Raw genomic sequence first — 14,308 nt, 5'->3', positions numbered from 1 at the left:
ACTGTTTTAGCGCTTTTTTTCACGTATTCAACTTAACAAATCTATAACCGTGTGTAACTAACACTTTTAATATCGCATATCCTGGAATGGCTAAAATAATGCCCATAATCCCGAATAAGTTTCCGGCAGTTAAAATGATAAAAATGATAGTAATCGGGTGAATATCTAACTTTTTACCCATGACTTGCGGAGAAATAAATTTACCTTCTGCTAATTGTACAACCATCATAACAATAATTACTTTTAACACCATTGCTGGCGAGTCGATAAATGCGATAATTAACGCTGGTGTAATCGCGATAATTGGTCCTACGTACGGAACGATATTTACAATCATCGCTAAAATCGCAAGTAATACCGCATATTTAATACCAATAATAAGATAACCAATTAATAGCATAATACCGATAAATAAGCTGACGATAATTTGACCTCTAATATACGAGCTAATCGCATAATGCATATCATCTAGTATTCTCATTGCTGCTGGTTGTCTTTGCTCTGAAATAAACTTTAAAAAGTGATTCGGCAATTGCTCACCATCTTTTAAAAGATAGAACAATATAAATGGAACCATTACAAATGTCAAAACAACCTCTGTAACAGTACTCAAAAATCCAGTTACATTCCCAGTTACTGATGATAATGACTTTGTAAAATCAACTGTGTATTCTTTTACCATATTCGCAACATTAATATTTAAATTCTCCTGAATTTTACCGAGTAAATTACTTTCCCCGAATCTACGTGCTGCTTGTTCAATCTCATGGCCAAAATACGGTAAGTTATCAATTAATGCATCAATTTGATCTTTAATAATAGGGATAACCGTTACAACTAAAAATACAAATAATCCTAGTACGATTAAATATATGGAAGCTATCGATACGATTCTTGAAACACCTTTCTTTTCTAAAAGCGAAACGAATGGATGTAAAATATAAAATAGCACGCCTGCTAATAGTACTGGGAAGAAAATTGTTTTTAAAAATACGATAAACGGTGTAAAAACAAATGATATTTTTGTTAGCAATAAAATATTAATGAACAATAACGCAAATCCAAGTAATACCGCCAAATAATTTTGTTCTCTAAAAAACTTTCTTAACTTATCTCTTTTTCTTATATTTATTTTCTCCAACGAAACCACCTCTTCGAATGATGAAAAGCCCTTATTCAGGGCTCTTCATCATAATCTATATATCTATTTCTTTGCAGCTTTCACTACAAATGATACAATAAAAATTAACACGATTGCACCTAATAATGCTGGCACGACATGAATCCCACCAAAAGACGGCCCAAAAGTTCCAAATAATTTACCACCTAATGAAGCACCTAATAAACCTGCGATAATATTTCCGAACATACCACCTGGGAAATTTTTACCCGTTATAGAACTAGCAATTGCACCTATAATAGCACCAACTATTAATGTGATAATCCATCCCATTTTTAGTCCTCCATTTCTATTATAGTTTGTATGATTTAATACAAACATATGTATTTATCATTGCTAATCATATTTCACTATAGAAATATATTTACTACTATTTTACATATGGAGATACATATATTATATGCAAAAAAGAAAAATATTGTCAAACTCACCCATAAAGCAATTATATTCATATACCATATTTAAAGGAGGCTTCATTATCTATGATTCTTAAGTTAAATTCCACTTCTTTTGAAGTAGCAACATCCATTTTACAGGTTCAAATTCCAGCTTATAAAGTTGAAGCAGACTACTTAAATAGTACTGCCATACCTCGTTTATATGATACTGTAAACGATATTCAAAATTGCGTTGAAACATTCTATGGATATTTTTCTGAAAATAAACTTGTCGGTTTTATTTCTTTTGTACAAGAAGAAAAACTAATCGATATCCATAGGCTAGTTGTATCGCCCGATTTTTTTCAAAAAGGAATCGCAACGAAACTCCTAATTTATATATTTAACATGTTTCCCTCTCCAATGACATATATTGTACAAACAGGTAAAGCGAATACCCCTGCTATTACTTTATATAAAAAACACGGATTCATTACAGTATCAGATACAATACTTCCTGACGGTATGATTCTTACGCAACTAAAAAAGACAGAATACACAAAATAATTTGACTTGTTCGCTCCTTTATGTTATTTTTTACTTTATAAAACCTTTTGCTGAGTCCAAATTTTGGAGCGGGGGAACCATTTTTGTAGCTATGCTACTTGGGGCGAATCTTTTTTAAGTAGGGAAACTCTCACTTCCCGAGTCCGACAGCTAACCTCGTAAGCGTAATGGGAGAGGAAGGTGCTTTTTGCCTATGTTACACATTTTGCCTCCTTAATTATAAATATGGGATCGATATCAAATAGTCACCTATATTTATAGAAAAGGAGAATGTATTATGTTACGTTTATCTGATCACGCAATTAAAATGATGGAGCAAAGACTTCGAATTGAAAAACAACGCACATATCAAGCAAATAAGGTTGTAGATAACTTACATCACAAATACTTCTTTCAGCATATTTTTCAACCGAAAAGATAAAGAAAATGTTTATTTAATATTAAAAAACACAAGGTGTGTCTTACAAAGACATTCCTTGTGTTTTTTATATTCTTTATAAAATTCTCACTACATTTAAGCTTGCTGTAATCGCACCTGCTATAGTAGTCACATGCCCTACACCTAACGGGCCATTTTGTAATATTAATGTTGAATTGGCACTCGTCACATTCACAAGAAGTGTATTTGAAATGGCTGGTTCGATTACTACAGTTGATGTCGTTACGTTTTGTATAAAACTCCCTGTTAGTTGCGTTCCATTTAATAGCAATCTAACAGATACTGTCTCATTCCCACCATTTGCATCCCCTTGAAAATAGTAGCTTACTAAATATATTCCTGGCGTCGTTACTGTGACTGTCGTAGCACTAGTTAAAGATACACCAGTTCCATATACAGTGGATCCAGAATTAATTGGGATGTTGGCACTTGCTGCAATTGTGCTTGTTGATGTAGAAAAGAAATATCCGCCACCTGTCGATATAGCAGATGATCCTGTTGCTCCAGTTAAGCCTGTTGGACCCGTGGCACCTGTTGGGCCTGTTACTCCTGTTCCCCCTGTCGCTCCTGTTATTCCTTGTATGCCTTGTATTCCGGTCGGTCCAGTTGCACCAGTCAATCCTGTCGCTCCTGTTGCGCCGGTTGCTCCCGTCACACCTTGTGGGCCTTGAATTCCTTGGATGCCTTGTGGGCCTGTTATTCCAGTCACTCCTGTTGCTCCCGTCGGGCCCGTTATCCCTTGCGAACCTTGGATTCCTTGGATTCCTTGTGGACCTGTTACTCCCGTAGAGCCGGTCGCTCCTGTTGGGCCTGTTACTCCTTGTGGACCTTGAATTCCTTGAGGACCTTGAGGACCCGTTACTCCCGTCGGACCTGTTGCTCCAGTTGCACCGGTTGGACCCGTCGAGCCAGTTATACCTTGTATGCCTTGAGGTCCAGTCGGGCCTGTTGGACCAATCGGACCTTGAATTCCTTGCAGACCTTGAATTCCCTGTGGACCAGTTGGACCTTGTATCCCTTGTATTCCCTGAATCCCTTGCGGGCCTGTTGCACCAGTTGGACCGGTTGGACCCTCTGGGCCTTGCACTCCTTGTATTCCAGTCGCTCCCGTTGGACCTATATCTCCTTGTGGACCTTGAATACCTTGTATTCCTTGAGGACCAGTTGGACCTGTTATGCCACTCGGACCTTGTACGCCTTGCACTCCTTGAGGACCGGTTGGACCACTCGGACCTTGGATTCCTTGTAGCCCCTGTAAACCAGTTGGACCTGTCGCTCCCCTTACTCCTTGCTCACCTTGTATGCCTTGTATCCCTTGAGGGCCAGTTGGACCGATTGGCCCCTGTGCCCCTTGCACTCCTTGTGGACCAGTCGGACCGGTTGCTCCTACCGGTCCCTGGATTCCTTGTAGACCTTGCGGACCAGTCGGACCGGTTACTCCTTGTATCCCTTGTGGACCTTGAATGCCTTGATCACCCGTTGGACCCGTTGCCCCCATTGGTCCCTGTACTCCTTGCAAACCTGTTACACCAGTTGCTCCGGTCGGTCCCTGTATTCCTTGTACCCCTTGAATTCCAGTCGCTCCTGTTGCTCCGGTCGCTCCTGTTGCCCCTGTTGCTCCAGTCGGACCAGTTGGACCCCCTGGTGATCCTGCTGGACCGGTTGGACCAGTTGGACCTCCTGGTGGACCAGTTGGACCGGTTGCTCCAGTCGGGCCAGTTGCAGAACCTGTCGGACCAGTTATCCCAGTGGCTCCTGTTGGGCCGGTTGGACCTGGATCACCTTGTAAACCGGTTGGACCAGTCGGACCGATTACACCTTGCACTCCTTGTATTCCTTGTATTCCTGTTGGACCTACCTGCCCCATTTCTCCCTGGGGACCTTGTAAACCTTGAACACCAGTTTCCCCTTGTGGACCCATTGGTCCTTGCTCCCCTTGAATTCCTTGAGAACCAGTTGGCCCTGTTGGACCAATCGGACCCTGTATTCCTTGTATTCCGGTTACACCTTGTAAACCACTACCTCCTAAATTACCTTGCACACCTTGTATACCAGTATTTCCAGTTGGTCCAGTCGGACCAATTTCCCCTTGCACTCCTTGTATTCCTTGTACTCCTGTTGGGCCGGTTGGACCGATTTCTCCTTGCATTCCTTGTATGCCTTGTATTCCTGTTGGACCGGTCGGACCGATTGGGCCAGGAATTCCTTGTATCCCTTGAATACCAGTTGGACCAGTCGGACCTCTTTCTCCTTGTATTCCTTGAACACCTTGTATTCCCTGTGGGCCTCGTTCTCCCATAGGCCCTTGATTACCTTGAGCACCCCGTGGTCCTGTTAAACCAGTAGGACCTGTTGGTCCAATCTCTCCTTGCACCCCTTGCACTCCTTGTATTCCTGTCGGACCTGTTGGACCAATTGGCCCTTGTACGCCTTGTATTCCTTGGGGTCCAGTTGGTCCACCTAAAGAACCTGTCGGACCCGTTGGACCAGTCGGTCCCGTAATACCTGACGCCGGAAAAGGAATAGGTGCTTGAAACTTACTACACTTATCTTGATCCCTCACAAGCAGCTCCCCCCGTTATAACTAACGTATCAAACTATTTTTAATACATTTAAACTAGCTGTTATCACACCAGATAATGTCGTTACATGCCCGATAGCTAACGGACCATTTTGTAAAGACAAAGTTGCATTTGAAGAAGTAACTTCAATGACCATCGTATTCGAAACTGCTGGTTCTAATATAAAAGTACCTCCTGTAACATAAAAAATAAAACTCCCTGCGACTTGTGTTCCATTTAAAGTAAGCCTCACTGAAATTGTTTCATTTCCGGCAGTTGGATCGCCTTGAAAATAATAGCTTACTAAATAAATTCCCGGCGTACTTAACGTTACAGTTGTTGCATTTGTTAAACTGACATCAGAACCAAAAACTGTAGATCCAGAATTAATTGGTATTAACGCATTCGCTGCAATTGTACTCGTTGAAGTAGAAAAGAAATAACCCCCCCCGCTAGGTAAGCCAGTCGCTCCTGTCGCTCCCGCTATTCCCAAGAAACCTATTGAACCTGCACTACCAGTTGCTCCTGTCGGTCCCACCACACCACTTGGGCCCTGACTACCTTGTGCTCCAACTGGGCCTATACTACCACTAGCACCTGTCACCCCACTTGCTCCAATTGGGCCTTGCAACCCTTGAATCCCTTGTATACCTTGTATTCCTTGCGGACCCGTTGCACCTGTATTGCCTGTCGTTCCCGTTATTCCTTGTATTCCCGTAATCCCTTGCACTCCTTGCGCTCCAATTGGTCCTATCCCACCGCTTACACCTGTTGAACCAGTCGCACCCGTTGGACCTGTTGGACCTCCTGGTGGACCGGGTGGTCCAGCTGGTCCAGTCACCCCACTAGATGGACCAATTGGACCAGTTGTTCCCGTCGGACCGCCCGGAGGTCCTTCTGAGCCTTGAATACCAATGCTACCTGTCGCTCCCGTTATACCTCTTATTCCTTTTATCCCTTGAAAACCTGTTGCTCCCGTTATACCTTGTATTCCTTGCACACCTTGTGGTCCTTGTAAACCTATTGCACCTGTTATCCCCTTTATTCCACTTATACCTTGGGCACCTTGCATTCCAGTAGAACCAGTTGGACCCACTTCCCCTTGTATTCCTTGAGCTCCTTGCGGGCCTTCCTCTCCAGTAATTCCTTGTATACCTTGGAAGCCGTCTTCTCCTTGTATACCAATAGCCCCTTGCTCTCCTTGTATTCCTTGAACACCTTGAGGGCCTTGTGGACCAGTTACACCCGAGACTCCAGTTATGCCTCTCTCTCCTTGCATTCCTTGTGCCCCTGTTTGTCCTCGCTCGCCTATTTCCCCTTGTATTCCTTGTGTGCCTTGTATACCTTGACTACCAGCAGGACCCGTTGCTCCTTGTATTCCTTCTAATCCTTGTACTCCAATATCACCAATTAGACCTTGGTTACCGATTAATCCTTGAGCACCTTGGAGACCAGTCGGGCCAGTTATACCTTGCTCTCCTGTATCACCAATAGCCCCTTGTATTCCTTGTGCTCCTGTTGTCCCTTGGGGACCTTGTATTCCCCTGATACCTTGAGGACCTTGGGGCCCAGTTGCTCCAGTCGGTCCAGTCACCCCTGTAGGACCAACAGGACCTTCATGCCCTCCAGTTGGACCGATTGGACCACTATTACCTGTCGGACCCGTTGCTCCTATAAACGGAAGAGGCAGTGCCACTCCAAATTTTTTGCACTTTCTATGATGACGCACAACAATCCCCCTTCCCCAAAATAATTACACCTTTTATATGAAATGCATTTTTATAAGAAAAGTACACCTTTGACCTCATTTTTTTAAAATAAAGAAGCCTATCATTTCATCTATTTGAAATCATAGGCTTCTTTTATAAAAACACTTTACTTTCTAGCTTTAATAATAAAAGTAGTCGGCACCATTCTAGCTTTATATAAAGAATAATACTTCGTAGACGGCTCAGCTAGTTCTCCATCAAACGAGCTTGATGGTTCAGGCTCTTCTATTCTCTCAATTTTAAATCCCGCTCTATTTAACTCATTTATGTATGTACTTATTTTTCTCTTATATAATGTCGCTTGTACATTTTCTCCTTTAAATGTTTCAAACGTAATGGGCGTTTCCTTATGATAAGAAGACTTTATAGCAACTTCTTCCGTACCATACTGTAAGTTTGAATATACCGGGTGCTCCCAACTAAAAATAAAACTTCCTCCTGGCTTTACATATGAATAAATCAGTTCCAACGTTTTTCTTAAATCCAAAGTCCAACCTAATGCATAAATGGAATATACAATATCAAAATATCCTTTCGGAATATCTCCTTCTTCTTCCATTGCTCCGCATACTAACTTTGGATTCCATTCCTTTAACGTCTTATTCGCTATTTCAATTTGTGTACTCGAAAGATCAAGCCCCCATAATTCCTCTGCCCCTTGTTCCGCCATATATTGCAACGAATGCCCACTTCCACAGCCAATATCAAGAACCTTTTTCTTTCTGATTGAATCGAACAAACGAATCTCATCTTCAGACGCCGTATACGGACCATATTTAGGTAAACAATCCACTTGAAAGAAATAAGGTGCAACTGTATCCCAACACTTTTTATTTAAAGCTAACATTTGCGTACCTTTCATATTCTACATTCCCCCATCCATTTTTCTTTCTCTAATATTAATTACATATCATAACCAGATCGCCCTTTTCTCTTCGCCCGGTAGTTTTTCACTTTCGCAATCGTACCGCATGCTCTTCCTCCTTCTTCTCCAGCATACATACCGCACCATCTTTTACTTCCATTTCGCGAATGATCATAAAATACCCAGCGACAATCTGGACATGCTTTTAACCTTCCCCATACATTTTCTTGAATTGACATTAACACAATGCTTAACACTTTTGTATACACATTCTCTTCATATACCGGTTCATATGTAATATCTTTCATATCATCCTTTATATGTACATGAAATGGGTATTTCTCTAACCATTTTTGCAATGATCCTTCGCCTTCAATTGTCATCCGAATATCTTCTCGAAAACCTCTTAATTCCTCTATCGTATGAAATGGAAACTCTTCATCAAAATATTCTTTCATAAAAAGCTTTATGTCTTCTTCTGTTTGCAGCAAATCAATTGGCTCTCTCGTATCGTTTGGTATTCTCCATGTATTTAAAAATTCCCGAATATGTTCTAGTTCATTTGGAGCGTTTTGATTCAATTCGATCCACCTTCTTCTTAAAATTTACTTTTTTCTGACTTTATGTATAATTATAGTATAAAATAGTTAACCATCAAATGATTTTACTGGTTACATAATTAGGAGGATTTCTATGAAAAGTTTCTCAACACCGATACGTTTCATGCTTATTTCTTCATTTTTTATGTCTTTTGGGTATTTTGCAGTATACGCATTTTTAGCTATTTATCTATTAACCTTTCTTCATTTTTCTGCTGTCCAAGTAGGAACAGTGTTGACGGTTATGACAATTACATCACGAGTTATCCCATTATTCTCAGGGTTAATTGCTGACAAAATAGGCTATATCATTATGATGATATCCGGTTTATTTTTGAGAGGAATCGGATTTATCGCTTTAGGAATATGCTCTGATTTCTATACAATTTCTATTTCTTCTGCACTTATTGGCTTCGGAACTGCATTTTACGAACCTGCTGCGCGCGCCATATTCGGTTCACAACCAGCTCATTTGAGAAAAAATTTATTTACATATTTAAACCTTAGCTTTAATTGCGGTGCAATAATCGGACCAATTGCAGGAGGGTTCTTACTCTTACTCGATCCACTCTACGCTTTCTCTCTAACAGGATCTCTTATGCTGTTATTCGCTTTTATCTTTTACTTACTTAAAAATCACTTCCAAGTCACTACTGAAAACACGTCTATTACATTAGGAATACAGGCCATCTTACAAAACAAGTCTTTCCTTCTGTTTTCCTTTATCATGATTTTCTTCTATATTATGTTTACTCAGCTTACTGTCGCACTTCCACTTCATATGAAAAACATTAGTAGTAGCAATCAACTTGCTACATTAGTCATTACGATAAATGCAATAACAGGCGTCCTATTTATGGTGTTATTCCGAAAACTCTTTCTCAAATACAACACCCTTTCCTTTATTAAATACGGTGTTTTACTAATGAGTATTTCCTTTTTACTCATTCCTTTATTTCAACACCCATATTGGCTCTTTATTTGTGTAATTTTATTTACAATCGGTGAAACACTTGTATTACCAAACGCTGATATCGCTATTGCAAATTACAGTAATGAATCATATACAGCCACTTTCTTTGGATTTTATCAACTATCACTCGCATTTGGTTTTATCATTGGTAATTATACCGGTACATCTTTTACATCCAACTTAAGCGGAGTGTATACACCATGGCTTATTTTTGGCGGAATAGGGCTTACTGGTTTTATTTCACTACATATTTTGAATATAAAAAAAGTGGCCTCTAAAGAGGATAGATATATACCTATGTAATACAAGCGTCCTATAATAAAAAAAATCGACCATCATATGTGATAGTCGATTTTTTTATTCTTCATATTCAAGATGATTATGCCTTTTACAACCAAACAAATAGCACCCACCTATAAAATCCGTTTCAAATTCTAACCCTGGAACATATCCTGATTTAATACGCTCTATCATTGTTTTATAATCATTATTCGCTTCTGTATATTCCTCAATTAACTCTTTCTTATCTTTCTCTGTCCAGTTGTCTTCTACTTCTTCATTCTCGACATCTTTTATTTCTGCTGTTTTCGCTTCGATAGATTCCCGTATCACTTCATTTATACGCGAGAAATGATTCACTTTATATAGAGCATAAACAAATCTACTAATCCAATTAGGACTTTTCCAGCATTTTTTGTATCCCTTTTCGAACCATTCAATTGCTTCTTTATAGCAATTCAACTCAACATATAAATCTGCTACATGAATTTCCCCTAAAAAATTATCAGACTCCCTGTTAAAAGTATCTAACTTCTCTTTTGCTTCTGTCGTTCGTTCTAAATCAATTAAACATTTTACATAGCTATACATGATATAGTCCGAATCCCCTGCAACTCGCAAGAAAAATTCTGAAGCTTTTTCCAGCTCTCCAAGGTTATAATGCGCTACAGCTACATTATGATATGCTTCATCTGATGGTTGAATCGAAATAGACTTTTGTAATGCTTCTTTCGCTTCTGTCCATTTTTCTTGTTTCATGTAAATGTCCCCTAAGATGTTATAAGGAAAGTATGAAGATGGATTCAACTTAACAACTTCTCTTATTAATTCAAGAGCTTTATCATCATTCTCTTCCTCATAAAAATACATCCAGGCAAGATTATTGAGAGATTGTACGTCTCTAGATTCATGTACTGCTTGTTGAAACAGTTCCATTGCTTCCTCATATTTATTTTGTTCAAACATTTCAATTGCCTTCTCATTAATGTTCAAATAACTACCTCCGAAGTAAATGAATTCATCTATTCCCTATCATTATAGTAAAATGTAAAAATTATAATTTCTATAAAAAAATTTCTTTTTCTCGTCTACATTTCGATTGAAATAGAAGCTAAAACACACGAATTTACAACAATAAGTAAATTTTTCAGTCTCTCTTACATTGGATATACAGCCTTTTTTAATTTACATATTATGGTACAATAAAAAGAGTACTAGCTAAACATTTACGCTCCACACTAGCAGTCTAACAATGCCAAAATCAAAAATCACATAGAATCGGAGGGGATGTTATGAAAAGGAAATTACTTGTTCTTCTATTCACCGGAATCATACTATCAGGATGTTCAACTATAGCAGAGAATTCTTTAGAAAGCGGGAAAGGCAGTATGGAATTATTAACACCAACGATCACAGCAAAAGATAATGAGTTAGAAATTAAGACCGAGGGAATTGATGAAAATAAAGTAACTTTTATTTATGTTGCTAATAAAAAAGTGTTAGAACAAAAGCTAAAGAATGGTGAATCCTACAAGCTTAACATTAAAGATATCGAACACGCTCATCGGACAGACTACAAACCAAAAGTTCAACTTTTGCAAACGAAAGATGATAATGATGATGGAGAAATAGTAACCTTCAAACAAGTTAGATATACAGTTAAAAACTAATTTTAAAGTTGTTTCATTATAAATGTAACGAACGAAAATATACTTTTAACAGTAGATAAATGTAAGGGGTGCTAACATGAAAAAACGATGGATTTCTTGGTGGATTGGTAACCTATTTTGGATTATCGTTTTTGGAATATGGGCCGCTATTATTTGGTTACGAGAGGTTGATGGTGCTGGTGTTATTCAAACACCTGAAATTAAATCCATATCACTTATCGTTATATTAATCGCGTTTATCATACCGGTATTTTTTCAAGTTATATGGCTAATCATTAATTTGAGGATGAGTAGAAAAAATAATTATACGATTTAGTTTTTCAATTAACAATAAAAAAGAGAGGAATCTACATCAAAATAGATTCCTCCCTTTTACATTTGGACTTATACTGCGCTTTTAATGCAGCACTACTCCTCTTTTTTACGATGCATGTTCATCTTTCTTTTTCATTAACGCTCTTTTCTTCATCGCCTTCGTTAAATATCCACCCTTAAACGAGCGAATTTCATACGAAGACATAAACGCTTTCGGTGCAATTTCATTAATGATTTCTAAAAGCTCTTTCTCCCTAGAACGCTTTGCGACGATATCTAAGCGATAACGTATAGAATTAATACCTTCGCCCTCAAATACTGTAACGCCAAATCCAGAGTGACGTAATTCATCTACTAATTCATTACAACGGTCTAGTAAACTAACTTGATACGTAATATAACCAATTGCTAATTTATTCTCTATATAACCGCCTAATAACAGTCCCGCACTAAAGCCAATGACATAGGCAACGATGTTCATCCAATTTGATAAATCTTGAAACACAATACCTAAACTGACAATGTAAATAGCTCCTTCTAACAATCCAACACCAGCAGCGGATCTTGTTTGATTCTTTACAAGCAAAATCGTACGGATTGTTAATATTGGAACGTAAATAATTTGAAGCACAAAAATAAGTAGCGCTTGTAACATTGGTATCCACCTCTTTCAAAAAGTCTTTTGTCATAATAACATACATAACCTTTAGAAATCGATGGGTTTTTTAAAATTTTTTTATTATTTTTCATACTATTGAAAAACACAAAAAAGAAGCGTATTATATTTGTCGTTAATTTGATTCCTTTTATATTATCGCTAAACTAAAAAAGGAACCCCGATTAGGCCCCTTTCATCATAGCTCTATGTTTTTCGAAGCCTGTTCCCTTTGCTTCTCTTCTTCTTTCACTAACTGCATATTTGCATAAGCTAAATTCGCAATCATTAAAAAGTGACCACCTAAAATGCCTGTACCGAATGCCCACATTTCCATTTCATGCTCAATTTCATACATAATGATAGCTCCTAATATGGCTGCTGCAAATCGATTTAAAATTCCTAATCCAGGAGCCTTTTCTTTCATTACGATACTTTTCCCGAGTTTCTCCACTCTACGAGCTAATAACCAAAGGCAATATGCGCTTACAGCTAATCCGATACCAAATCCTGTTACTTGTTTTCCAAACGGAGTAATCGTCCACATAAGTAGTAAACCACTAAAGATCACATACAATTGTAATCGATATACACGTAAGGCTGTTTGAATCAAAATATCCGCTCCTAATTTTGCATTTTTTATACTTAGAAGAAAAGCAGCAACTTACACAGTTGCTGCTTTCTCTTCCTCTTGCTCTTGTTCCACCTTACGAATTTCAACACGTTTAATTTGGTAAGCGTCTTTTTCTAACACTTTAAATTCATAACCTTCCGCCTCAACGTGTTGTCCTTCTTCGATTTCATGATTTTGCATCATAATCCATCCACCGATTGTATCCACATCATCTTCTTCGATGTGTAATCCAAATAAATCTTTCACTTCTGAGATAAGCACTTTTCCATCAACAATAATATGTTGCTCGTTCACATGTTGAATTGGCGGTGCTTCATCTTCATCATATTCGTCACGAATTTCGCCGACGATTTCCTCCAAGATATCTTCAAGCGTTACAATTCCAGCTGTTCCTCCGTACTCATCATATAAAACAGCCATCGGAATTCGCTTCTTCTGCATTTGAAGTAATAAATCGTGAATTGGAGTCGTTTCCATCACTTCAATAATCGGACGCATATACGAGCGAATAGATGATAAATCTTTTTGATCCTCGGTCATATATCGAATAAAGAAATCTTTTACGTTGACCATACCGATAATATCATCTTTATCTTCTCCAAAAATCGGATAACGTGTGTATCGCTCATTTTGGATTACTTTCATGTGTTCTTCTACTGAATCTTCCAGGTAGAAACCAACGATTTCTGTTCGCGGTACCATAATCTCTTTTGCAATACGATTATCAAATTCAAAAATATTATTTACATACTTGTATTCAGCTTGATTAATTTCGCCACTTTCATAGCTATCTGAAAGGATAAGACGTAATTCTTCTTCTGTATGAGCTACTTCATGTTCAGAAGCCGGTTTTAAACCGAATAAACCAGTTATCACACGAGCTGAACCGTTCAATACCCAAATAAACGGGTACATCACTTTATAGAACATCATTAGTGGAGCTGCAAATAATAATGTTACTTTTTCAGCCTTTTGAATTGCCATCGTTTTCGGAGCCAATTCCCCAACTACAACGTGTAAATACGTCATTAACATAAAAGCAAGACCAAATGTTAATACTGATGAAATAGAAGGATTTAAGTTCCATTTCTCAAATAACGGGTGTAATAACTTTTCAATTGTCGGTTCACCTAACCAACCTAATCCCATAGCTGTAACTGTAATACCTAATTGACAAGCAGATAAATATTCATCTAAATTTGTTGTTACTTTTTTCGCTGCTAAAGCACCGCGTTTTCCTTCCGCAACAAGCTGATCAATACGACTTGAACGTACTTTTACAATCGCAAACTCTGCTGCTACGAAAAATCCAGTAAATGCGATTAAAATCGCAACCATGACTAAATTAAATATTTCCAATGAATCCCCTTAGTTAAAAAACTAAGGTGTCCACCTCCTGTATACTATAATGTTTTCTTATTTGTT

Annotated in this window: 15 protein-coding genes and 1 riboswitch; of the genes, 5 read left to right on the top strand and 10 right to left on the bottom strand. The window is 38.3% G+C overall.

Features of this window, described 5'->3' with window-relative positions; translation table 11 throughout:
• Positions 1-19 precede the first annotated feature (19 nt).
• Together MKY38_RS05600 and MKY38_RS05595 are read right to left on the bottom strand one after the other, a co-directional pair.
• Complete coding sequence (locus tag MKY38_RS05600; RefSeq protein ID WP_000411484.1) at positions 20-1,141, bottom strand: AI-2E family transporter; 1,122 nt, start codon at positions 1,139-1,141, stop codon at positions 20-22.
• 63 nt (positions 1,142-1,204) lie between these two features.
• Positions 1,205-1,453 carry a GlsB/YeaQ/YmgE family stress response membrane protein gene (locus MKY38_RS05595; RefSeq protein ID WP_000539727.1) on the bottom strand — a complete coding sequence of 83 codons (249 nt, stop codon included), beginning with the start codon at positions 1,451-1,453 and terminating at the stop codon, positions 1,205-1,207.
• Between the two features lie 209 nt (positions 1,454-1,662).
• On the opposite strand from MKY38_RS05595, the gene MKY38_RS05590 reads away from it, so the two are divergent.
• A complete protein-coding gene (locus MKY38_RS05590) occupies positions 1,663-2,124 on the top strand; it encodes a GNAT family N-acetyltransferase (protein WP_000601226.1) in 462 nt (153 codons plus the stop codon).
• A 38-nt stretch (positions 2,125-2,162) separates the two neighbouring features.
• Positions 2,163-2,305, top strand: a riboswitch (cyclic di-AMP (ydaO/yuaA leader).
• Between the two features lie 96 nt (positions 2,306-2,401).
• Complete coding sequence (locus MKY38_RS05585; protein ID WP_000945243.1) at positions 2,402-2,545, top strand: hypothetical protein; 144 nt, start codon at positions 2,402-2,404, stop codon at positions 2,543-2,545.
• 73 nt (positions 2,546-2,618) lie between these two features.
• Here MKY38_RS05585 and MKY38_RS05580 read toward each other — a convergent pair whose 3' ends face one another.
• From MKY38_RS05580 to MKY38_RS05565, 4 genes are all read right to left on the bottom strand, one after another.
• Positions 2,619-5,132, bottom strand: coding sequence for a BC_3345 family exosporium-associated protein (locus MKY38_RS05580; RefSeq protein ID WP_080350263.1), 2,514 nt, complete (start codon positions 5,130-5,132; stop codon positions 2,619-2,621).
• A gap of 23 nt (positions 5,133-5,155) precedes the next feature.
• Positions 5,156-6,853 (bottom strand): collagen-like protein, encoded by a 1,698-nt coding sequence (locus MKY38_RS05575; protein ID WP_341048327.1) that lies wholly within the window; start codon positions 6,851-6,853, stop codon positions 5,156-5,158.
• 146 nt (positions 6,854-6,999) lie between these two features.
• Positions 7,000-7,755 (bottom strand): class I SAM-dependent methyltransferase, encoded by a 756-nt coding sequence (locus MKY38_RS05570; protein ID WP_025708778.1) that lies wholly within the window; start codon positions 7,753-7,755, stop codon positions 7,000-7,002.
• 41 nt (positions 7,756-7,796) lie between these two features.
• Positions 7,797-8,339 (bottom strand): CGNR zinc finger domain-containing protein, encoded by a 543-nt coding sequence (locus MKY38_RS05565; protein WP_006922529.1) that lies wholly within the window; start codon positions 8,337-8,339, stop codon positions 7,797-7,799.
• A 112-nt stretch (positions 8,340-8,451) separates the two neighbouring features.
• On the opposite strand from MKY38_RS05565, the gene MKY38_RS05560 reads away from it, so the two are divergent.
• Positions 8,452-9,633 carry an MDR family MFS transporter gene (locus MKY38_RS05560; protein WP_006922528.1) on the top strand — a complete coding sequence of 394 codons (1,182 nt, stop codon included), beginning with the start codon at positions 8,452-8,454 and terminating at the stop codon, positions 9,631-9,633.
• Between the two features lie 54 nt (positions 9,634-9,687).
• Here the strand turns inward: MKY38_RS05560 and MKY38_RS05555 are convergent, their stop codons facing one another.
• Complete coding sequence (locus tag MKY38_RS05555) at positions 9,688-10,602, bottom strand: tetratricopeptide repeat protein (RefSeq protein WP_016122885.1); 915 nt, start codon at positions 10,600-10,602, stop codon at positions 9,688-9,690.
• Positions 10,603-10,901: 299 nt separating this feature from the next.
• Here MKY38_RS05555 and MKY38_RS05550 point away from each other — a divergent pair, with 299 nt between their 5' ends.
• Complete coding sequence (locus tag MKY38_RS05550) at positions 10,902-11,279, top strand: hypothetical protein (RefSeq protein WP_000823781.1); 378 nt, start codon at positions 10,902-10,904, stop codon at positions 11,277-11,279.
• A 76-nt stretch (positions 11,280-11,355) separates the two neighbouring features.
• Positions 11,356-11,595 carry a DUF3923 family protein gene (locus MKY38_RS05545; protein WP_000747695.1) on the top strand — a complete coding sequence of 80 codons (240 nt, stop codon included), beginning with the start codon at positions 11,356-11,358 and terminating at the stop codon, positions 11,593-11,595.
• Between the two features lie 105 nt (positions 11,596-11,700).
• On the opposite strand, the gene MKY38_RS05540 is transcribed toward MKY38_RS05545, so the two are convergent.
• From MKY38_RS05540 to MKY38_RS05530, 3 genes are all read right to left on the bottom strand, one after another.
• Positions 11,701-12,249, bottom strand: coding sequence for a DUF2179 domain-containing protein (locus MKY38_RS05540; protein WP_000938438.1), 549 nt, complete (start codon positions 12,247-12,249; stop codon positions 11,701-11,703).
• 199 nt (positions 12,250-12,448) lie between these two features.
• Positions 12,449-12,862, bottom strand: a complete 414-nt coding sequence (locus tag MKY38_RS05535; protein ID WP_000616539.1) for an ATP synthase subunit I — start codon at positions 12,860-12,862, stop codon at positions 12,449-12,451.
• 51 nt (positions 12,863-12,913) lie between these two features.
• Positions 12,914-14,242, bottom strand: coding sequence for a hemolysin family protein (locus MKY38_RS05530; RefSeq protein WP_025708786.1), 1,329 nt, complete (start codon positions 14,240-14,242; stop codon positions 12,914-12,916).
• Between the last annotated feature and the right edge of the window lie 66 nt (positions 14,243-14,308).

The sequence above is a fragment of the Bacillus sp. FSL R5-0585 genome, from assembly GCF_038004545.1.
GTDB classification, from domain to species: Bacteria; Bacillota; Bacilli; order Bacillales; family Bacillaceae_G; genus Bacillus_A; species Bacillus_A cereus.
The sequence above is the reverse complement of the archived record's forward strand: the minus strand, read 5'-3'. Positions and strand labels throughout refer to the sequence as shown.

Coding starts and splice junctions, on each gene's coding strand:
- MKY38_RS05595 (WP_000539727.1), bottom strand. CDS start 1,453: ATGGGATGGATTATCACATTAATAGTTGGTGCTATTATAGGTGCAATT.
- MKY38_RS05590 (WP_000601226.1), top strand. CDS start 1,663: ATGATTCTTAAGTTAAATTCCACTTCTTTTGAAGTAGCAACATCCATT.
- MKY38_RS05585 (WP_000945243.1), top strand. CDS start 2,402: ATGTTACGTTTATCTGATCACGCAATTAAAATGATGGAGCAAAGACTT.
- MKY38_RS05570 (WP_025708778.1), bottom strand. CDS start 7,755: ATGAAAGGTACGCAAATGTTAGCTTTAAATAAAAAGTGTTGGGATACA.
- MKY38_RS05560 (WP_006922528.1), top strand. CDS start 8,452: ATGAAAAGTTTCTCAACACCGATACGTTTCATGCTTATTTCTTCATTT.
- MKY38_RS05550 (WP_000823781.1), top strand. CDS start 10,902: ATGAAAAGGAAATTACTTGTTCTTCTATTCACCGGAATCATACTATCA.
- MKY38_RS05545 (WP_000747695.1), top strand. CDS start 11,356: ATGAAAAAACGATGGATTTCTTGGTGGATTGGTAACCTATTTTGGATT.
- MKY38_RS05540 (WP_000938438.1), bottom strand. CDS start 12,249: ATGTTACAAGCGCTACTTATTTTTGTGCTTCAAATTATTTACGTTCCA.